The sequence below is a fragment of the Kaistella carnis genome, assembly GCF_003860585.1.
GTDB lineage: Bacteria > Bacteroidota > Bacteroidia > Flavobacteriales > Weeksellaceae > Kaistella > Kaistella carnis.
The window spans coordinates 1,196,453-1,218,156 of the sequence record NZ_CP034159.1 but is presented as its reverse complement, the minus strand read 5'-3'; the positions used below and the strand labels follow the sequence as shown (position 1 = coordinate 1,218,156).

Annotated in this window: 18 protein-coding genes; 15 read left to right on the top strand and 3 right to left on the bottom strand. The window is 36.5% G+C overall.

Annotated features, from left to right (window positions below):
- Positions 1–19: 19 nt before the first annotated feature.
- The 3 genes from EIB73_RS05465 to pfkA all read right to left on the bottom strand — a co-directional run bounded on the left by EIB73_RS05465 (position 20) and on the right by pfkA (position 3,629).
- Positions 20–1,219: an oxygenase MpaB family protein gene (locus EIB73_RS05465; protein WP_125023407.1), complete on the bottom strand. Its 1,200-nt coding sequence runs from the start codon at positions 1,217–1,219 to the stop codon at positions 20–22.
- A gap of 385 nt (positions 1,220–1,604) precedes the next feature.
- Entirely contained in the window at positions 1,605–2,609 is a 1,005-nt protein-coding gene (gene gap, locus EIB73_RS05460) for a type I glyceraldehyde-3-phosphate dehydrogenase (protein WP_125023405.1), read from the bottom strand.
- 33 nt (positions 2,610–2,642) lie between these two features.
- Positions 2,643–3,629, bottom strand: a complete 987-nt coding sequence (gene pfkA, locus EIB73_RS05455; RefSeq protein ID WP_125023404.1) for a 6-phosphofructokinase — start codon at positions 3,627–3,629, stop codon at positions 2,643–2,645.
- A gap of 166 nt (positions 3,630–3,795) precedes the next feature.
- Between pfkA and EIB73_RS05450 the strand changes: the two genes are divergently transcribed.
- The 15 genes from EIB73_RS05450 (at position 3,796) to EIB73_RS05380 (ending at position 21,702) form a co-directional block, all read left to right on the top strand.
- The gene (locus tag EIB73_RS05450; protein ID WP_125023402.1) at positions 3,796–4,152 is read left to right on the top strand and encodes a hypothetical protein; all 357 of its coding nucleotides are present in this window, start codon (positions 3,796–3,798) and stop codon (positions 4,150–4,152) included.
- 90 nt (positions 4,153–4,242) lie between these two features.
- A complete protein-coding gene (locus tag EIB73_RS05445; protein ID WP_125023400.1) occupies positions 4,243–6,627 on the top strand; it encodes a TonB-dependent receptor in 2,385 nt (794 codons plus the stop codon).
- Positions 6,628–6,639: 12 nt separating this feature from the next.
- On the top strand, positions 6,640–7,197 hold the full coding sequence (locus EIB73_RS05440; RefSeq protein ID WP_125023398.1) for a hypothetical protein: 558 nt from the start codon (positions 6,640–6,642) through the stop codon (positions 7,195–7,197).
- A gap of 127 nt (positions 7,198–7,324) precedes the next feature.
- On the top strand, positions 7,325–8,659 hold the full coding sequence (locus EIB73_RS05435; protein WP_125023396.1) for a trigger factor: 1,335 nt from the start codon (positions 7,325–7,327) through the stop codon (positions 8,657–8,659).
- A 259-nt stretch (positions 8,660–8,918) separates the two neighbouring features.
- Complete coding sequence (locus EIB73_RS05430) at positions 8,919–9,896, top strand: hypothetical protein (protein WP_125023394.1); 978 nt, start codon at positions 8,919–8,921, stop codon at positions 9,894–9,896.
- A gap of 29 nt (positions 9,897–9,925) precedes the next feature.
- Positions 9,926–10,417: a DUF4280 domain-containing protein gene (locus EIB73_RS05425; protein WP_125023392.1), complete on the top strand. Its 492-nt coding sequence runs from the start codon at positions 9,926–9,928 to the stop codon at positions 10,415–10,417.
- Complete coding sequence (locus EIB73_RS05420; RefSeq protein WP_164467857.1) at positions 10,417–12,930, top strand: phospholipase effector Tle1 domain-containing protein; 2,514 nt, start codon at positions 10,417–10,419, stop codon at positions 12,928–12,930. Before EIB73_RS05425 ends, EIB73_RS05420 begins: the two co-directional genes overlap by 1 nt.
- Entirely contained in the window at positions 12,902–13,981 is a 1,080-nt protein-coding gene (locus tag EIB73_RS05415; protein WP_125023388.1) for a DUF2931 family protein, read from the top strand. Before EIB73_RS05420 ends, EIB73_RS05415 begins: the two co-directional genes overlap by 29 nt.
- Positions 13,982–13,994: 13 nt before the next feature.
- Entirely contained in the window at positions 13,995–15,020 is a 1,026-nt protein-coding gene (locus EIB73_RS05410; protein ID WP_125023386.1) for a DUF2931 family protein, read from the top strand.
- A gap of 12 nt (positions 15,021–15,032) precedes the next feature.
- The gene (locus EIB73_RS05405) at positions 15,033–16,055 is read left to right on the top strand and encodes a DUF2931 family protein (protein WP_125023384.1); all 1,023 of its coding nucleotides are present in this window, start codon (positions 15,033–15,035) and stop codon (positions 16,053–16,055) included.
- 274 nt (positions 16,056–16,329) lie between these two features.
- Positions 16,330–17,319: a DUF2931 family protein gene (locus tag EIB73_RS05400; RefSeq protein ID WP_262706726.1), complete on the top strand. Its 990-nt coding sequence runs from the start codon at positions 16,330–16,332 to the stop codon at positions 17,317–17,319.
- Positions 17,320–17,593: 274 nt separating this feature from the next.
- The gene (locus EIB73_RS05395; RefSeq protein WP_262706725.1) at positions 17,594–18,586 is read left to right on the top strand and encodes a DUF2931 family protein; all 993 of its coding nucleotides are present in this window, start codon (positions 17,594–17,596) and stop codon (positions 18,584–18,586) included.
- 12 nt (positions 18,587–18,598) lie between these two features.
- Positions 18,599–19,627: a DUF2931 family protein gene (locus EIB73_RS05390; protein ID WP_125023378.1), complete on the top strand. Its 1,029-nt coding sequence runs from the start codon at positions 18,599–18,601 to the stop codon at positions 19,625–19,627.
- An 11-nt stretch (positions 19,628–19,638) separates the two neighbouring features.
- On the top strand, positions 19,639–20,664 hold the full coding sequence (locus tag EIB73_RS05385; RefSeq protein ID WP_125023376.1) for a DUF2931 family protein: 1,026 nt from the start codon (positions 19,639–19,641) through the stop codon (positions 20,662–20,664).
- Between the two features lie 12 nt (positions 20,665–20,676).
- Positions 20,677–21,702 carry a DUF2931 family protein gene (locus EIB73_RS05380; RefSeq protein WP_125023375.1) on the top strand — a complete coding sequence of 342 codons (1,026 nt, stop codon included), beginning with the start codon at positions 20,677–20,679 and terminating at the stop codon, positions 21,700–21,702.
- The last annotated feature ends 2 nt before the right edge of the window (positions 21,703–21,704 follow it).

Here is a 21,704-nt window from a genome sequence, read left to right as displayed (position 1 = left end):
ATTTTGAAAGGTCATTTTTTTAATAATGAAAATCTTTTGGCGTGTGTTTAATGTAGTCTGCAAGAACTTTCCTCTGTTGCTCACTTCCTATTTCTACCAACTTTTGATATTTTGCTGGATTTTTAAGATAAATTTTCTGTGTTATTTTATTTCCTTTGATGACCATTTTTGGAAACATCAAAAATATTTTTGAGGGTTTTGGAATATTAAGTCGCTCGTTTATTTCTTTGTCCAGTAAAAACCAGTTCATACTTTGGTGAAGATTCATCAGCATTTTTCTTTGAAACGGATATTTATAAATCGTGTTTTCCAAATTTTCGTTCAGCAGTGCGAGTGCGAGCTGCGCAGAATCGTGATCCCCTTTATCCTGAATACTCGTCCACCAGTAAAACTGTTCTACGGCTTGCTGCCGGTTGTCGGGTAAGAATGCGGCGGGAATTCCGAGCAGATAACCAATGTATTTCCAAAGGTGGAACAAGCCTTTTTCTTCCTCTTCAGAAATTTGAACGCCTAATTTTTTTAAACCCTGCATAAAAACCAGTGAAAAGCCCGTGTAAGTTGCGATCATATCCCAGGAATTAATCGGTTCGCCCCAATTCTGATAGTCCCATTTTTCCGTTTTTTCTTTTATCTTGAGGCGCGCGTAAGAATGCATGAGCCGTGTTCTCACGATCAGTTGATAGGCTTCTGAATTTGGTGCTAAAGCGTTTTCTCTGGTGACGTTGACCCAGAATTCCAAGGTGTCTTTTAAACGTTTTACAGCGCCTTTCTTTAAAGCTTCGGTGAAGATCAGAGGTTTGCTCAAATACGCGAAATCATAACCGCCCATCAAAGTGAAATCTCGCAGAATAATTAAAGCATTTGTTCCCGCCCGCATGCAGAATCTTGCGCCGATATTTACCGATTTTTCGTCGAGCCATTCGGGGATTTCCTGCATTTGAAGAAAAAGTCTTTTTATGCTTTCCGGTGCATCTTCATTTTCTGTAATAGGGTGTTCAGAATATTTCTTGATAATAGCACTTGCTTCTTTGTATTTAAGTTTCAGATAGGTTTCTTTTACGACCTCGTCTCCCAAATGATCCACCTCATAATAAAGTGGAGCGTATTTTTTAAAGGTTTGAAATTTCGGGTGAATGTCGGCCCAGTCAAGCAGGTCTTTACCATTTCCTTTTTTCCAGAAATTTTTGTAGTGCGTGTCATTTTGGAATTTTGGGGTCATCGTTTTTTAGATAGTGATAAATTTAACGTAAAGACGCAAAGCTTTTTAAATATTATGCTTCTCAAATTACGGAGGCAAAGGCGTTTGACTTCGTCGAATCTTCGATTTCGCTCAGCAAGGGAAAATTCATTTTCTTCTGAAATACATTGGAATTTTCTGCACGTTAATTTACGTATTTTTTTTTACAATTTTTAAACCAATATTGTTTCTATAACTGTCTTACAATAGGGATAGAAGTGGAAATCCTTTTTTGTAAAAAAAGATTGCAACGGATAGCCCGACCCGAGCGGCGGGAAAAGCGGGGCGAGGGGATTGCCCAAATTATCATACAAAAAAACCTCCCGAAAATTCGAGAGGTTTAGTATTTTCATTACTGAAATTCTGACTATAGAGAAGCAGAATGTACCAACAAATCAGCTAATTTGTTAGAGTATCCCATTTCGTTGTCATACCAGGAAACGATTTTCACGAATTGTGGAGATAACATGATTCCAGCGTCTTTATCGAATACTGAAGTTCTTTTTTCACCCACGAAATCCTGAGAAACTACGGCATCTTCAGTATAACCTAAAATTCCTTTTAGTTCACCTTCTGAAGCTGCTTTCATTGCTGCACAGATTTCTTCGTAAGAAGTTGGTTTTTCTAATCTTACCGTTAAGTCAACTACAGAAACGTCTGCTGTTGGTACTCTGAAAGACATTCCGGTTAATTTTCCGTTCAAGGCAGGAATTACTTTTCCTACGGCTTTTGCAGCACCTGTAGAAGAAGGGATGATGTTGTTCAAAGCAGAACGCCCACCTCTCCAGTCTTTCATTGATGGTCCGTCAACAGTTTTTTGAGTTGCAGTTGTTGCGTGAACAGTCGTCATTAAACCTTCAACAATACCGAAGTTGTCGTGCATTACTTTCGCAATTGGTGCCAAACAGTTGGTTGTACAAGAAGCGTTAGAGAAAATTTTGATATCGTCTGTCAAATCTTTGTGGTTTACCCCCATTACAAACATTGGAGTATCGTCTTTCGATGGAGCAGAAAGGATTACTTTTTTTGCACCAGCGTTGATGTGTGCCTGAGCCAAATCTTTTGATAGGAATAACCCTGTAGATTCTACGATGTATTCTGCACCTACTTCATTCCATTTTAGGTTGTTTGGATCTTTTTCTGCAGTAACTCTAATTTTTTTTCCGTTTACTATCAGATCATTTCCTTCTACAGAAATTTCTCCTTTGAATTCACCGTGTACTGAATCATACTTTAACATATACGCCATATATTCGGCATTGATAAGGTCGTTGATTCCTACAACTTCGATGTTTTCTCTTTCGGCCATTGCTCTGAAAACAAGACGACCAATTCTACCGAATCCGTTGATTCCTACTTTGATTGTTGACATAATTTTTATTTTAAAATTAAATTTATTGTTAAATTAAATGGCCAGAATTTCTGAAATTTTCAATAAATCCTGGTCTATTTCATTGTGTTTTTTAATTGCTTCTTCAATAGCGGTGTAGACCATTCTGTTGGACTGCATTCCCACCATCACATTGGTTTTCCCTTCCATTAAACCTACGACCGCACCGTATCCTAATCGGCTTGCTAAGACCCGGTCGGCACAACTTGGCGATCCGCCCCGTTGAATATGTCCCAACACTGCGACGCGGATATCATATTGGGGGAAGCTGTTTTGTGTGGCTTTTGCAATATCGTAAATACTGCCCATTCTTTCTCCTTCTGCAACAACAACGATGCTTGATGATTTACCTGCTTTCTCAGCTCTTTCAAACGTTGCAAAAAGTTCTTCGATGCTGTCTTTTCTTTCTGGAATTAAAATATCGATGGCGCCCGTTGCTAAACCACTGTTTAAAGCGATAAAACCCGCATCCCGTCCCATAACTTCTACAAAAAAAACTCTGTTGTGAGAGGTTGCCGTATCTCTGATTTTATCAATGGCATCCATGGCGGTGTTTAGGGCCGTGTCATAACCAATAGTGTTGTCGGTTCCGAAGATGTCATTATCAATAGTTCCCGGAACGCCGATCACTTTGATGCCATATTCTTCATAAAATACTTTTGCTCCTCGAAAAGTTCCGTCACCACCAATACAAACAATGCCCTCAATGCCATGTTGTAGACAGTTCTCGTAGGCTTTCTTTCGTCCTTCAGGAGTTTTAAATTGCAGAGAACGTGCAGATCTTAAAATGGTACCCCCTTCGCTGATGATATGTTTTACGGATCGGGGACCCATTTTGGTGAAATCATTATTGATTAATCCATTGAAACCTTCTCTTATGCCATAACAATCTATATTGTAGTGACTTGCAGTTCTTACAACCGCCCGCAATGCTGCATTCATTCCCGGTGCATCTCCACCTGAGGTCAAAACAACAATCTTTTTCACTGCACTTTCATTCATAGTTAAAAATTTCAGCACAAATTTACGAAATCTCTCTCAATTAAATAAGTCTTAAATGATAAGATTTATCAGTTTATAAAAGGCATAATTTAAAGATATTTCATCGATTTGAGGAGAACACCAATTCTAATTTTTTATTCCTCTAAAAATTCTTTAGTTTTGCGGTATGCTTAGGAATAAACAGATCCAGAAATTTTTAGCGACGCTTTCTGCTTCCGTCTATCTTTTCGTGGCTTTGTTTTCTCAAAATTTCCATGAACATGGAAGCGGGGAAGTTTTTAAGGATTTTCATTTTCAAAAGACGGAGAAAACTTTTTCAACTTCTTCAACGATTGCAAATTATTCCGACTGTCTCTCGTGCCACATTCTGCATGACAGCAAGTATGTTAATTTACAGGAGTTTTTCTTTTCGGCCCTTTCTGAGTCTTATTTTCAGGTCGAAATTTTCACTGATCAACAATCCGTAGTTCAGCAAACGATTTACGGTTTTCATTTGCGCGGCCCGCCGGCACTTTTCATTTAAAAACAAACTTTTTTTTCGAAAATGAATGGTAAGGAATTGAATTTCAATTTTTTACAAAGTCGTATTTTATTATTTTTAAAATTAATTTAAATGAAATTTACTTTAAATATCATCGCAATCTTTCTTGGGTTGCTATTTACAAATGCCCAAACGACTTATATTGTTAAAGGAAAGGTAATAGATTATCATGACAAAACTCCTTTGAAAAATGCCACCATTACCCTTGGGAAATCGACGCAGATTTCAGATTCAAATGGTCAATTTATTTTTAAATCGCTGCCCGGCGGTAATTTTACACTCCTCGCAAACCATCCCGACTGCGAACCTTTTTCGGAGGAGATTTCATTAACAAAAGATCTGGAAATAACCATACAGCTGGAACATCACATCGCAGAAATTGAAACCATTACGCTGCACGGAACACTTAAAAAAGCGAATTCTTTAATCGTGAAATCTTTGGATCGAAGCGATATTGACCGTAATTCTACGGAAAATCTGGGAAATATTTTATCTTCTATTTCAGGTGTTGGCGCTTTGAAAAGTGGGAATAATATTGCGAAACCTATTATCCACGGACTTTACGGAAGTAGAGTTCCTATCATCAATAACGGTGTGAAAATGGCCGAGCAGGAATGGGGCGTAGAGCATGCTCCCAATATTGATGTTAATCAGTTCGATCATGTGGATGTGATAAAAGGAGCATCAGCTTTAAAGTACGGAAGTGACGCAATCGGCGGAGTAGTTGTTTTGGAACCTGCTGTTTATAAAAGAAAAGATACCATTCAGGGCAATGTAAATCTTTCCGGCATCTCTAACGGTAAGGGAGTGGGACTTGGAATTAATTTATTCAAAACCTGGGAAAATGGCTGGGCCATAAAAACGATGGGTGGCTTTAAGAAATTGGGTGATTTGAAAACGCCGAATTATAATCTGATGAACACGGGATTGCAAAATCATTCTTTTGGTTTTACCCTGCAGAACAATACTTACTTACAGGGGATTTCTTTTGATTACAGCGTGACTGACTCTGAAATCGGAATTTACCGCGGTTCTGATTTAGGGAATTTAGAGGATTTTTACAAAGCGTTGACGTCGGATATTCCTATTTATGAAAGAGATTTTTCTTACACCATTAACAATCCAAAACAGGATGTTCAGCATCATATCGCCAAGATTTCTGCTTTTAAAAGATTTGAAAATTTGGGGAAATTTTCTGTGGATTATAACTTTCAATACAATCATAGAAAGGAATATGATGTGAGAAGAGGCGAGTTGGCTCAAATTCCATCTTTGGATTTGGAATTGTTTACGAATCAAATCAACATCAATGATTTTATCGAGCGCCAATATTGGAGTTTAGAAACCGGAATCGATTTAAAATACCAGTTTAACTATTCCACGCCGGAAACTCAGGCTAGAAGATTGGTGCCAAATTATGATCAATATTCCGGCGGCGCTTATTCGGTTTTTAAATATAAGTTGACTCCGAAATTAAATGCTGAAGCCGGATTGAGATATGATGTCACGAAATACGAAGTTAAAAAATGGTATGATTTAAACGACTGGGAAAATCGGTACGCGCAGGATTTCTCACAATATTATATAAAAACGGAGGGAAATCGTGTTTTCACAAAACCGAATTTCACTTACAACAATTTATCATTTAACGCAGGTTTAGATTTTCAGTCTTCTAAGAATTTGGATGTGAAATTGAACTACGCGAAAGTCGGAAGAACGCCAAATATTGCGGAACTGTTTGCGGATGGACTTCATCATTCTGCCGCGATTATTGAAGTGGGAAATATGGGTATGAAAAATGAAGACGGAAATCAATTCAATTTAAATATCGACGGAAAAATGAATGTTTTAGAAGGTTTGAGATTTACGGTTAATCCATATTTGTTCATTACTAAAAACTTCATCACCGAAATCCCGACCGGGATTCAGAACACCATTCGTGGCGTTTTTCCGGTGTGGTCTTACCAACAGATCAACGCTAAAATGTACGGGTTAGATGTTGATGCAGAATTGAAATTCAACAATCATTTTGAGTATAAAGGGAACTTTTCTTACGTGAACGGTCAGGACGAAACAAACGATCAGCCTTTAATAATGATGGTTCCAACGAATTTTACAAACAGTCTGGAATTTAAAAATGAACAGTGGAAGAATTTCTATTTCAAAGTTCAGCAGCAGACATTCCTTCATCAAAACAGATTTCCAGTTTACAATCCAACCATTATTATTTTCGAAAATGGGGTAGAGGTTGAAAAAACTTTAGATCTTTCTACGCCGCCGCCAACGTATACTTTGTGGAGTTTACAAACAGGTTTCGACTTTACTAAACATTTTTCAGCAGGATTAAATGTGACCAATCTTTTTGATACGAACTACAAAGATTATCTGAACAGAATGCGATATTTCTCTTTTGAAATGGGCAGAAATATCATCTTGAATCTTAAATATAACTTTTAATATTTTTTAAAAATGAAATCATTAATTAAACTAAAATATATCGCTTTTTTATTGTTAACCGTATTTGCAATAAGCTGTAGCCGCGCCGATGAAGATGACGATGTACTTTCCCAGGAAGACATTTCAAATATAATTTTGAACGTAAAAGATGAGGAGACTGGGGAAACGCAGACTTATAATTATACGGTTAACTCGGCCACAAATCCGGAGATTAAACTGATGGATGGAACATCCTACACGGTAAATGCCGTTTTTTTTAATGGAAATGAAGACGAAACCGAAAGCATCAAAGAAGCGAAAGACGAACATTTTCTTTTGTTCGATTTTCAAAACTCCCAAATTAACATGGAAAGATTTGACAACGAATCTTCCACCAGAAGTGATGGCGCAAAAGTAGGACTCATTACAAGATGGACCGTCATTAAAGCAAAGAACGGAACAAATCCGCAACTTGTTTTAACGCTGATCCACGATGCTTCGTCGGTAAGTGAGGCTCAAAACGGAAGTCAGTTTGGTTCTGTAGTTGGGGGCGAAACTGATGCGATGGCGACCTATTCAATTTCTAACTAAGAGACTTTAATTAAAATAGATGGAGAAATTTTTCCTTCCTTCATTAATAAGGAAAAGAAAATTTCTCCTTTAAAAATAATCAAAAAAAAATTCCTATTTTTGCAACCTAAATTTTCAATACATTAAAATGAACGTTACAGCGACCAACCACGATGAAGTAAGTGCGTTACTTACAGTTACATTAGATAAGTCAGATTATAAAGATAAAGTTGAAAAACAATTAATCAACTACGCGAAAAATGCGCAAGTTCCCGGATTTAGAAAAGGGAAAGTGCCATTGAGCATGGTGAGAAAGCAGTATGAAGCAGGAATCGCTTTTGAAGAAATCAACAAGCAAGTTTCTGAAGCATTGAACAACTATGTTAATGACAATAAACTAAGATTGGTAGGTCAGCCGGTTCCACAGCCAGTTGATGAATTAAATCATAATGCAGAACAGCTTTCAGTTGCTTTTGAAGTTGGTTACGAACCGGAATTCAATGTTGATTTATCTAAATATGAAGCGCCTCACTTTAAAGTAGAAGCTTCTGACAAGGAAATCAATCAAAGTATTGAAAATATGCAGAAGCGTTTTGCGGAGCAAATTCCTCAAGATGCGATTGGTGACGATTCTACCATTGCGTTAGAAATCAGCCAGGTTGTTGAAGAAGGAGCAGAAGGAGAGCACAATCACGCGCCAAAAAACATTACTATTGATGCAACCAAAAAAGAAGCATTCAAATTGGTAAAGTCTTTGAAAAAAGACGAATCTGTGAAAGTTTCTAAAGCAGATTTAGAGAAAAAAGAAGAATTAGCAAAAGAATTAAACTTCAGCAAAGAAGAAATCGAGCATTTACACCACAACGAAATTGAAGTGAAAGTAAAAGATTTCTTTGGTTTGAAACTGGCAGAATTAAACGAAGAACTGTTTGATAAAGTGTACGGCGAAGGAACCATTAAAACTGAAGAAGAACTTAAAGAAAAAGTAAAAACAGAATTGGATGAATATTTCCAGCAAAATGCTGATGTTCATTTCGTAAACAAAATTTTGGCTCAGATCAACGAAAAAGAAGAAGTGAAACTTCCGGAAACTTTCTTGATCAAATGGTTAATGTTCAGTAATGCACAAGTAACTTCTGAAGAGCAGGCAAAAGAAATTTTGGAAGCTGAAAAAAATCAGTTGAAATATCAAATTCTTGAAGGCAAGTTGATGACCGACAACGAGATCAAATTAGACTACGCTGATGTTTTAGCTCAAGCTGAGCAATTGGTTCGTAATCAATTAGCGATGTACGGAATTCACCACTTACCGGATGAAGAAGTACAGAAATATGCAGCTGAAATGTTGAAAGATCAGGAGCAGGTTCGTCAGATTTCTTCAGAAGTTGGAATGGCGAAATTGAAAGATGTAATTTTGGAAAAAGCATCTAAAAAAGAAACCAAAATCTCACACGATGAGTTTTTGGAAGAATTGAAGAAGTAATTTTTCTTTTAAATATAAAATCCGTCTCGTTAATTCGAGACGGATTTTTTTTGCTTTAAAATTATAAATACGAAATTCTAAAGATGTATTGCAAAAAGCTTTGCACAAATGCCACAAATTTGTTATCATGCTATATTTATTATTAAATTCTAAACGGTAAATTGTATTCTTTAAATAATTGGTGTTATTCTTATTTTAAAACTGATTATCAAGGAAAAAAAGCACTATTTTTATTGATTCAACTCAGCTAAGGGAACGAATGATAGAAAAACAAGAATATAGTAAGGTGAAAATTGAAGGACTGTTCAATCTTGAAGAATTCTCCGCAGAATATCAATTAAGTCCGGATGAAGTAATTCGTTTTCATAATAGCCACTGTTCTATTTCGGAGTTGTTGACGATGAGTTTGCCGAAGCATGTCGACTTTGTTTATTTGCCCGCAAAGAATTATGATGAAAGGCAAAGGAAGCTTTTGAAAAACACCAACCTTAATTTACCAATAAACAGCAGTGAAAAAACGTATGGTGTACTGCTAAAGTTTCATCCTAAAGAACTTCAAATTCATTATAAAGTCAGGATTAAAAGAAGTTCTCACTTTATAGAATTGCAGAAAGAAAAAACATACGTTAATGATAAGGAAATTGATCAAACCGTCGAGCAGATGTTTGAGAAAGTAGCACAGGTTTTATATCCTTTGCAAATTTCCTTAGATAAGAACGGTAAGATTAATCAGATTTTGAACCATGAAGATATTGCGGTCAGATGGAAAAATGAGTGTCGCCCAAAATTAGAGGAATATTATCAATCAAAAACTACAGACGACCTTCTGCAAAAACTCGATGAGGCATTTTGCAATATTCAGGAAAAGCGAGCATTGTTGGAAAGGAATGTTTTTTACAAACTTTTTTTTCTGCCCATTTATCAAAGTTATCCATCCTTTTTAAAAGATGACGTTTTACAAGTTTATTTTTCGAGTATTGGACAAGAAGTTACCTACAACATAAACTATCAGTTAGAAAAAGAATTTACCGCAACCGATAAGATCGTTTTACGGCTATCTGGACTAGAGGAAGAGAGCTTTTTTAATAAAGACAGGGAAAACGGAAGAGTCGACTTATTATACAAATTGCATAAAGACACCCAAGAAATATCCTCGATCACAGGAGTTCTTTCTGTATTTGAAAAAGACCAGAAATTTAAACTCGAATTTCAGCTTTATGAATTAGAAAATTCTTAGTACATTTAAATCACACAAAAACACAAAAGATGAGTGAAAAACATTTAGTCTGCCAAGGCGCAATTTGCAGCTGCACCTACGGCGCTACTCCCGATAAATTAAAGGTATTAACCCAAACGAAACGCTACATCAATGATAAAGAAGGGAGCACCAAATTGATGGCTACTAATATGGATATTGGGGCGACCTTCGAAAAAAATACTTTTGGCCCTTGCAAAATGCAACCCCTTCCGGGAGGAGGTTTCAAACCTTGCCAAATTGTAGTAACAGCGTGGACTGGCTTTTACGAAAAAATTACTTTGCAAGACAATAACGGAAAAGCGCTGCTGGAAGACAGCAAAGCAACCTGCCCAATTGGTGGCCCGGATTGTATAAAGATTATTGACCACGGTCAGACTGCAGAAGTTTCTGCGCAAAATGTGGAGAATGCGGATAAGGAGGTGCTGGCGGAATTGATGCCATTTGTGGACTTGGGGGAAAATAAGAATACAATATATCATATCATAAATTCTAATCAATGATGAGTAAGGGATTACATTTAGAGTTAGATACAAAATCACTAACAAATTATAGTTTTACTCAAGGAGAATTAATCTTGGACAAAGCGAAAGGTTTTACTGTTTTCATAAGAGAAAAAAACAATCTGGAAAGGAGAATCCTTGAGCTTGAAAAAATTTTATCGGTAACACCAAAAAACGCAGCAGCTATAAAAGAAATGTCTGATGCGAAAACAGCAATAGCAAAATTTAACACTGTTAATTGGGCCTGGAATACCGTTTTCAGAAAGGAAACCAAGACGGGTAGTTATAATGAATTTGTGATAAAAGGCATTTCAAATTTGGGTAAAAATTTTGTATTTCCAGAGGTTTTGGAAGGTGGTGGATATTGTTATATCGAAGCTTTCTTCGAAGGAGATTCCCCTGTAGGAAATATACCCAATGGAATTGTAGTAAAAGCGACTGGAAAACCCAAAATCATTAAGATAGAATGGACTGATAGGCAGTACAATCCGATCAAAGATACAAAGGTCGCCTTTGGTTCTCAGCTTTTACTGCATATTTACACACAAGGTCTTTACGGTCAGGAAATTCTTGTGGGCCTGAAAGATGTAAACGGGCTAAACAAAGATCTGAATATAGCGAACAGTGAATTTTTTGAGAGAGAAGTAAAAACATATCCTGTACAGGCATTTGAAGACGGGCAAAAAGTGGTTTCTGGTCTTCTGGTGAAAGATGATAATCCTAAAGAAGCTGCAACGACCATACAAAAAGCGGTGATCGAAGTTGGGATCGATCACATTTGGCAATTTGGGCAGATTTTGGATTTAAAGGGTTCGTTTGGGGACGAATTACAGATTGAGACAAGGGTACTTCAAAAAGCGACAGGTAAAGATGTAGAAGTACTAAACAAGGAAAGTTTAAAACCAGTTTTAAATGTTTCTAAAAATGATGGCAAACCGTTCAGCAGTACTGTGGAGGTTACCAATATGCCTGTAATGGTAGGCGAAATTGATACTGTTGTAAAAGATATAAAACAAGGTGTAAATTTTACTTTCGGCGTGTTTATAGACGGTACACTCAACAATATGTACAACACGGAAATGAAGCAGAAAATGGATAGTTTGGGATCTCCAAAAAAAACTGCTCCGAAAAATGCAACAGGTTTGGGTAATCTTGATGTTGATGATATGAAAGATATCTACAAAGATTACGGCGATCCCGAATATAGCGAAACTAGCTATGAAAATGATCTTTCTAATCCTGCTATTTTATTTAAAAATTATATACAAAAAGAAAAGGAGTTTCAATTTAAGATCTATACGGAGGGAGTAGGTACTCACAGTGCTCCACAAAATCAAGGCGGAACTTTAGAAAGAGAAGATTATAAAAAAGACGATGCGATGCAGGCACCTGCATTTGGTGCAGGGAATGCTGGAATTCGAGCTAAAGTAAGAAAAAGTATTGGTGATATTGTTAATATTATTTCTGAAAATATTGATACTAGTAAGCAATTTCTAGAAACTATAACGTTTGATGTATTTGGTTTCAGTCGTGGCGCAGCGGCCGCGCGGCACTTTGTACATGTAGTAAAACACGGACCCTATGTGGCCAAAATGGGTCTTATCTATCCCGTAGAAGATTTACAAAGAAACCGTTTGCCATTGTCCTACTCAGGAAAATTAATGCCCGATTTCGGTGTTCTAGGACAGCTTTTGCAGGAGATGGATCTTTTGGATTTGCGGACGAAAGTTAATGTGCGTTTCGTTGGAATTTATGATACGGTCCCTCATCACGGACTTGTTCAGGGAAATGACGCTAAACATTTGGGGTTACATGATGTAAATAAGTCAAACTATGTAGTGCATATGGTGGCAGATGATGAATATAGAACTAATTTTGACTTGGTTAAAATTTCCTCAGTTGCTATTGCATCTGCCGATAGTGGTAAAAAAGGAGGGATGGAACTTACCTTTCCGGGGGTGCATTGTGATGTAGGCGGAGCCTATTCGGAAGGTGGTCGAAATTTGTGTTATAGGTTGCTCCTTTCTCACGACAAAGATGATTTGGAAAAAGAGAAGAAATATTTTATACAGCAGGGATGGTTCAAAGAACCAGAATTGAATATCAAAACGACCATCAGTGAGTATTATGGTAAATATCGCTTAGAGGGCGATAAGCTAAATGTAAGCAATCAGTATAGTTTTATACCACTGCATATTATGTCCGGTTTTTGTCAAAAAAAGGAAGTACCCATAAATGATGAAACCTTGCTAGAATTTAAAAATTTCAGCATGGACCATAAAAAATTTCTTCAAAAAATAAAAGATAAGCTCTGGGCTTATAGTTTTGAAGGAGGCGAACCTATCAGATATGTTGACAATGGAAAAGAGAATGAAAATTTGAAAAAGCTCCGCTATCATTATCTACACTGGAATGCTACGTACGGCTCACCAAGAGAGGCCTTAGGAACGTGGCTATCTGGCAAAAATCACCCCAATTTACAAGATGGAAAAAGAAAACGGAATGTACATTAAATTAAAAATAATTTTTGCTTGTTTCTTATTTATATCAGTTCAGGCATGTAATAAGCAGGATAAAATGAGTAGAAACGAAAATACAAAATTCAGTTATAGCGTTACAGTTAGCGCTCCTGAAGACTACCCAGTAGAAGTACATGAAGGATGGTTAATGGATGATCAGAAAAAATTTATCTGCTCTATGCCAAAAGCAGGTACTGAAGGTGGAGGATGGGAGTATGACGGTAGCAAAGCCGGACAGGGTGGCAGCAGAATCCCTTATCATTTGAACCTGACGTATGTAGCCTATGCCGAAAAAAAGTTTTACACGGTAGATGCTGATCTGCCAGTGGATAAGATTTTGGAGGAATTTAAAAAAGGTTTTGATGTACAGGGAAGAAAAAAAGTTGATGGGGAAAATCCAGTGGTACATGATACCTATGATACGTTCACGGTTGGCGCTGCTCCCGGTGGTGTGATTGTAATTTGGCTCTCCGGCAATCATAATCGGGTAGAAATATGCAGACTGCAGGCTAAAGAGGTTTTTGTTGATAGAAATGATTTTTATGATAATGCGCATGAGCGTACTCAAGAAGGTTTCTTTGATAAAATGTTTGAGATTCAGCTGCCGGATGCAGCGCAGGAAGAGATCAAGGAAAAAGGTATTCCTTTCGGTTTATGGGACAACTATCGGCAAAGATTTAAATACCGTTTTGTACTCCAACCCTACGATGACAAAGATGTTATCCTAACCAATGATATTAGATTTTATAATGGCGAACAGCGGTTTTATTTGCGACCAAATGAGCTTGCAAAAGGCGAATATCACCTAGCAGCAATACCTTTTAGTACTTATCCGATGTTCACAAAATATAACACAGAGATTCTTTTTGATGACAAAGAAATGCTCTCCGTATTTAAAGAATTACAAAGTAAACATCCCAATAAACCTATGGATATCATTATAATTCCTACTTTTATGTACACTGATTTTAAACTCTCTGTAAAATGCGAAGACGAAATAATACCACTAACCAAATACAAAGTAAAAGGAGTCTGGGGTGGGTAGAAAAAATAAATGAATGAAGAAAATCATAATTTCGACTTTATTAGCATTACTTTTTTGGGCGTGTAAGGAAAAAACAAAATTCAGTTACAGCGTAACTGTAACCGCTCCAAAAGAATACCCAGTAGAAGTACATGAAGGTTGGTTAATGGATGATCAGAAAAAATTTATCTGCGCGATGCCAAAAGCAGGCGTAGCTAATACCAGATGGTTATTTGATGGCAAAAAAGCCGGACAGGGTGGTAGCAAAATCCCTTATCATTTGAACCTGACTTATGTAGCCTATGCCGAAAAAAAGTTTTACACGGTAGATGCTGATCTGCCAGTGGATAAGATTTTGGAGGAATTTAACAAAGGGTTTGACGTAGAAGCAGATCTGAAAGTAGATGGAGAATACCCATTAGTGCATGACACTTACAATACATTCACGATTGGCGCAGCTCCTGGTGGCTTTATTGTAATTTGGCTCTCCGCGGGACATCATCGCGTAGAAATATGCAGACTGCAGGCTAAAGAGGTTTTTGTGGATGTAAATGACTTTTATCAAAATGCTGATGATGAAAATCAGCAGCAATTTTTTGATTCTTGGTTTAAAATTGCTGTTCCTGAAGCAACACAGGAAGAAATTAAAGAACAGGGTATTCCTTTTGGTTTATGGGACAACTATCGGGAAAGATTTAAGTATCGATTTGTATTGCAGCCCTATGATGACAAGGATAAGTTTACCTTTCAATCAGTTGGTTATTTTAATGGAGAAGCCAATCTATTTTATTTACCGAATCTAAACAAGAATGACTATACATTAGTCGGAATACCAAACATTGCAAAATTATCTTTTACTCAGTACAATACCGATATAGAATTTAACGATCAAGAAATGCTCTCCGTATTTAAAGAATTACAAAGTAAGCATCCCAATAAACCAATGGATATTCTGGTAGTCCCCACTTTTATGTACAAAGATTTTAAACTCTCTGTAAAATGTGAAGATGAAATAATACCACTAACCAAATACAAAGTAAAGGGTGTCTGGGGTGGATAGTAAATTAAATGAATGAAGAAAATTATAATTTCGACTTTATTAACAATACTTTTTTGGGCGTGTAGCAATAAAACAAAATACAGTTACAGCGTTACAGTTAGCGCTCCTGAAGAGTACCCAGTAGAAGTACATGAAGGTTGGTTAATGGATGATCAGAAAAAATTTATCTGCTCGATGCCAAAAGCAGGTAATGAAGGTGGAGGATGGGAGTATGATGGTAGCAAAGCCGGACAGGGTGGCAGCAGAATCCCTTATCATTTGAACCTGACTTATGTAGCCTACGCCGAAAAAAAGTTTTACACGGTAGATGCTGATCTGCCAGTGGATAAAATTTTGGAGGAATTTAACAAAGGTTTTGATGTCGAAGCAGATCACAAAGTAGATGGAGAATATCCATTGGTACATGACACTTACAATACATTTACGATTGGCGCAGCTCCTGGCGGCGTTATTGTAATTTGGCTCTCCGCGGGGCATCATCGCGTAGAAATATGCAGACTGCAGGCTAAAGAGGTTTTTGTGGATGTAAATGACTTTTATCAAAATGCTGATGATGAAAATCAGCAGCAATTTTTTGATTCTTGGTTTAAAATTGCTGTTCCCGAAGCAACACAGGAGGAAATTAAAGAACAGGGTATTCCTTTCGGTTTATGGGACAACTATCGCGAGAAATTTAACTATCGTTTTGTGCTCAATCCTTATGATGAAGAAGATGAACTCACAGGATATTACAACATCAACTTTAATGGAGAATCAGAATTAACAGATGATGTAAAAAGAGCAAATGAGTATAAATTAAATTCAATTCCTTACGATGCCAATTTATATTTTAAAAAATATTTTACTGAAATTTTTTTCAACGACAAAGAAATGCTCGAAGTTTTTAATACTTTAAAAAGTAAACATCCAGATAAACCAATAGACATCATCATTACACCTACTTTTATGTATAATGATATGAAGGTTTCTGTAAAATGCGAAGATGAAGAGATCCCTTTAAAAAAATATAAAGTTGAAGGAGTTTGGGGTGGGTAAAAAGTAGATAAAAAATAAAATTTTCTTGGTATTAATATTTTCACAAGTTCGCAGAAGCAAATAAAAAAAATGAAACGCTGAAATTCCTACGCAATCACTATTTGCATTGGAATTCTACCTATGGAGAATCTGGAATGGATATCGCCGTACAAAAAAACTACCCGAACAAAGAACATGGCAAACGCAAAAGACACGTAAGATGATGAAAGCACTACTAATAAATTTATTTTGTAATCTACTATTATTACAAAGTTGCAACCCAGAAAAACAAAAAATGACACAAGAAAATTTTCCGTATATGGTCACAGTAAGTGCACCAGAAGAATATCCGATAGAAGTACACCAAGGATATTTAAGTAATGGATTAAAAGACCTCATTTGCGGTGTACCAAAAGCTGGTATGGAACAGGCAGGTTGGCAAGGAGATGGTTCAAAAGCAGGAATGGGTAGCGCAGAAATCCCATCTCATCTCTACCTTACGTATGTTGCTTATGCAGAAAAGAAATTCTACACCGTAGATGCAGATCTGCCTAAAGACAAAATTTTACAATTATTTCGTAAAGGTTTTTTGGTGCAAGATAATAGTAAACAAACCATTGTAGATGGGCAAGAATATTATGAAATGGTTCCAGGTACTTATGACGTTCTTACCATTGGTGCTGCTCCAGGTGGTGTAATTGTGATATGGCTTTCGGGAAATCATCACCGCACAGAAGTTTGCAGGTTGCAGGCGAAGGAAGTTTTTGTTGATAAAAATGATTTTATGGGTTTTACTGATACAACAGAAAGTCAGCAACAATTTTTTGATGAACTTTATAAAATCACCGTTCCCGACAGCATAAAAGCAGAAATTACAAAAAATGGAATTCCGTTTGGACTTTGGGACAAATACCGCGAGAAATTTAACTATCGTTTTGTGCTCAATCCTTATGATGAAGAAGATGAACTCACAGGATATTACAACATCAACTTTAATGGAGAATCAGAATTAACAGATGATGTAAAAAGAGCAAATGAGTATAAATTAAATTCAATTCCTTACGATGCCAATTTATATTTTAAAAAATATTTTACTGAAATTTTTTTCAACGACAAAGAAATGCTCGAAGTTTTTAATACTTTAAAAAGTAAACATCCAGATAAACCAATAGACATCATCATTACACCTACTTTTATGTATAATGATATGAAGGTTTCTGTAAAATGCGAAGATGAAGAGATCCCTTTAAAAAAATATAAAGTTGAAGGAGTTTGGGGTGGGTAAAAAGTAGATAAAAAATAAAATTTTCTTGGTATTAATATTTTCACAAGTTCGCAGAAGCAAATAAAAAAAATGAAACGCTGAAATTCCTACGCAATCACTATTTGCATTGGAATTCTACCTATGGAGAATCTGGAATGGATATCGCCGTACAAAAAAACTACCCGAACAAAGAACATGGCAAACGCAAAAGACACGTAAGATGATGAAAGCACTACTAATAAATTTATTTTGTAATCTACTATTATTACAAAGTTGCAACCCAGAAAAACAAAAAATGACACAAGAAAATTTTCCGTATATGGTCACGGTAAGTGCACCAGAAGAATATCCGATAGAAGTACACCAAGGATATTTAAGCAATGGTTTAAAAGACCTTATCTGCGGTGTACCAAAAGCAGGTATGGAGCAGGCAGGTTGGCATGGAGATGGCTCAAAAGCAGGACAAGGAAGCAATGTAATCCCTTCTCACCTCTATCTTACTTATGTTGCTTATGCGGAGAAAAAATTCTATACGGTAGATGCAGATTTGCCTAAAGACAAAATACTACAATTATTTCGGCAGGGTTTTTTGGTGCAAGACAATAGTAAACAAACCATTGTAGATGGGCAAGAACATTATGAAATGGTGCCAGGTACTTATGATACTTTTACCATTGGTGCTGCTCCAGGAGGTATAATTGTAATATGGCTTTCGGGAAACCACCACCGAACGGAAGTTTGCCGTTTGCAAGCGAAAGAAGTTTTTGTTGATAAAAATGATTTTATGGGATTTACAGATACAACAGAAAGTCAGCAACAATTTTTTGATGAACTTTATAAAATCACCGTTCCCGACAGCATCAAAGCAGAAATTACAAAAAGTGGAATTCCGTTTGGACTTTGGGATAAATACCGCGAGAAATTTAACTATCGTTTTGTGCTCAATCCTTATGATGAAGAAGATAATTTTACTCATAATTACTATCTCTATTTCAATGGCGAAGCAGATGAACTATTTGCAAAAGATTTAGAAAAAAACGAATATCTATCTCGAGGAATTCCCTACAATTGTACCTATATAATGAAAAAATACAGCACAGAAATATTTTTTAATGATAAAGAAATGCTCGAAGTTTTTAATAATTTAAAAAGTAAACATCCAGATAAACCAATAGACATCATCATTACACCTACTTTTATGTACAACGATATGAAAGTTTCTGTAAAATGCGAAGATGAAATAATACCACTAACAAAATACCAAGTAAAGGGAGTCTGGGGTGGATAGTAAATTAAATGAATGAAGAAAATCATAATTTCGACTTTATTAACATTACTTTTTTGGGCGTGTAAGGAAAAAACAAAATTCAGTTACAGCGTTACAGTTAGCGCTCCAAAAGACTACCCAGTAGAAGTACATGAAGGATGGTTAATGGATGATCAGAAAAAATTCATTTGCGCGATGCCGAAAGCAGGAGTAGCTAATACTGGATGGTTATATGATGGCAAACAAGCCGGACAGGGTGGCAGCAAAATCCCTTATCATTTGAACCTGACGTATGTAGCCTACGCCGAAAAAAAGTTTTACACGGTAGATGCTGATCTGCCAGTGGATAAGATTTTGGAGGAATTTAACAAAGGTTTTGACGTAGAAGGAGATCAGAAAGTAGAAGGGAAATATCCACTGGTACATGATACCTATGATACGTTCACGGTTGGCGCAGCGCCCGGTGGTGTGGTTGTAATTTGGCTCTCCGGAAATCATAATCGGGTAGAAATATGCAGACTGCAGGCTAAAGAGGTTTTTGTAGATGTAAATGATTTCTATCAAAATGCCGATGAGGAAAATCAGCAGCAATTTTTTGATTCTTGGTTCAAAATTGCTGTTCCTGAGAAAGCACAAGAAGAGATTAGGGAGAAAGGAATTCCTTTTGGTTTATGGGACAACTATCGGGAAAGGTTTAAATACCGTTTTGTACTGCAACCCTATGATGAAAAAGATGTTATCCTTACCAATGACATTAGGTACTATAATGGAGAACAGCGGTTTTATTTACGACCAAATGAGCTTGCAAAAGGTGAATACGAATTAGCATCAATACCATACAGTATAGAACCCATGTTCACAAAATATCACACAGATGTTCTTTTTGATGACCAGGAAATGCTTTCCGTATTTAAAAAATTACAAAGTAAGCATCCCAATAAACCTATGGATATCATTATAATTCCTACTTTTATGTACACTGATTTTAAACTCTCTGTAAAATGCGAAGACGAAATAATACCACTAACCAAATACAAAGTAAAAGGAGTCTGGGGTGGGTAGAAAAATAATGAATGAAGAAAATTATAATCTTATCTCTATTAGTATTACTTTTTGGAGCATGTAAGGAAAAAACAAAATTCAGTTATAGCGTTACAGTTAGCGCTCCTGAAGAGTACCCAGTAGAAGTACATGAAGGTTGGTTAATGGATGATCAGAAAAAATTTATCTGCGCGATGCCAAAAGCAGGTAAAGAAGGTGGGGGATGGGAGTATGATGGTAGCAAAGCCGGACAGGGTGGCAGCAAAATCCCTTATCATTTGAACCTGACGTATGTAGCCTACGCCGAAAAAAAGTTTTACACGGTAGATGCTGATCTGCCAGTGGATAAGATTTTGGAGGAATTTAACAAAGGGTTTGATGTCGAAGCAGATCACAAAGTAGATGGAGAATACCCATTGGTACATGACACTTACAATACATTTACGATTGGCGCAGCTCCTGGCGGCGTTATTGTAATTTGGCTCTCCGCGGGGCATCATCGCGTAGAAATATGCAGATTGCAAGCTAAGGAGGTTTTTGTCGACAGAAATGATTTCTATGACAATGCAAATGAGCGAACGCAAGAAGGCTTCTTTGATAAAATGTTTGAGATTCAGCTTCCAGAAGTAGCACAGGAAGAGATTAGGGAGAAAGGAATTCCTTTTGGTTTATGGGACAACTATCGGGAAAGATTTAAGTATCGATTTGTATTGCAGCCCTATGATGACAAGGATAAGTTTACCTTTCAATCAGTTGGTTATTTTAATGGAGAAGCCAATCTATTTTATTTACCGAATCTAAACAAGAATGACTATACATTAGTCGGAATACCAAACATCGCAAAATTATCTTTTACTCGGTACAATACCGATATAGAATTTAACGATCAAGAAATGCTCTCCGTATTTAAAAAATTACAAAGTAAGCATCCCAATAAACCAATGGATATTCTGGTAGTCCCCACTTTTATGTACAAAGATTTTAAACTCTCTGTAAAATGTGAAGATGAAATAATACCACTAACAAAATACCAAGTAAAGGGAGTCTGGGGTGGATAGTAAATTAAATGAATGAAGAAAATCATAATTTCGACTTTATTAACATTACTTTTTTGGGCGTGTAAGGAAAAAACAAAATTATCTTATTCCGTAACCGCCACATCCCCAACAGAATATCCTACAGAAGTACATCTAGGGTTTTTTACCGATGCTAAAAATCAACTGATATGTGGTGTACCTAAAACTGGAATGTTGCAGGCGGGTTGGCAAGGAGATGGTGCTAAAGGAGGACAAGGCGGTTCTGTAATCCCAGCTCATATAGATCTTACGTATGTAGCTTATGCAGAGAAGAAATTTTATCATTTAGATGCTGACTTGCCCAAAGAAAAGATTTTAGAAGTGTTTAGAAAAGGGTACCTCACACAAAGTAATGAAATAGATGAAAATGGAAAAAAAATGATGGTCCCTGCGCATTATGATATATTAACTGTAGGTATGGCACCAGGTGGTATGGTGGTTATCTGGCTTTCCGGCAACAAATCCCGAGTAGAAATTTGTCGCTTGCAGGCCAAAGAAACTTTTGTGGATGTCAATGATTTTTATCAAAACGCAGATAATGAGAATCAAGAGCAATTTTTTAATTCCTGGTTTAAATTAGCGGTTCCGGATAGCATTCAGGCAGAAATAGAGAAAAATGGAATACCATTTAAACTGTGGGATGATTATCGGATTCGATATAAGTACCGTTTTGTAGTAAATCCTTATGATGATAAAGATAAGGTAACTGGTGTACACAATCTGCAGTATAGCGGCGAAGAAGATTTTATCACAAAGCAAAGCGATGCAGAAAAATACCGGGAACAAGGGATTCCTTATAATGTGACTGTAGAATTCACAAAATATTTTGTAAACATTATTTTTGATGATCGGGAGACGATTTCAGTATTTGAAGCACTTCAAGAAAAACATCCTGGTAAGCCGATTGATATCGTTTTAACGCCTACCTTTATGTATGAGGATATCAAAGTTTCTGTAAAATGCGAGCAGGAAGAAATTAAATTACAGAAATATAAGTTGGATGGTGTTTATGGAGGTTAGAA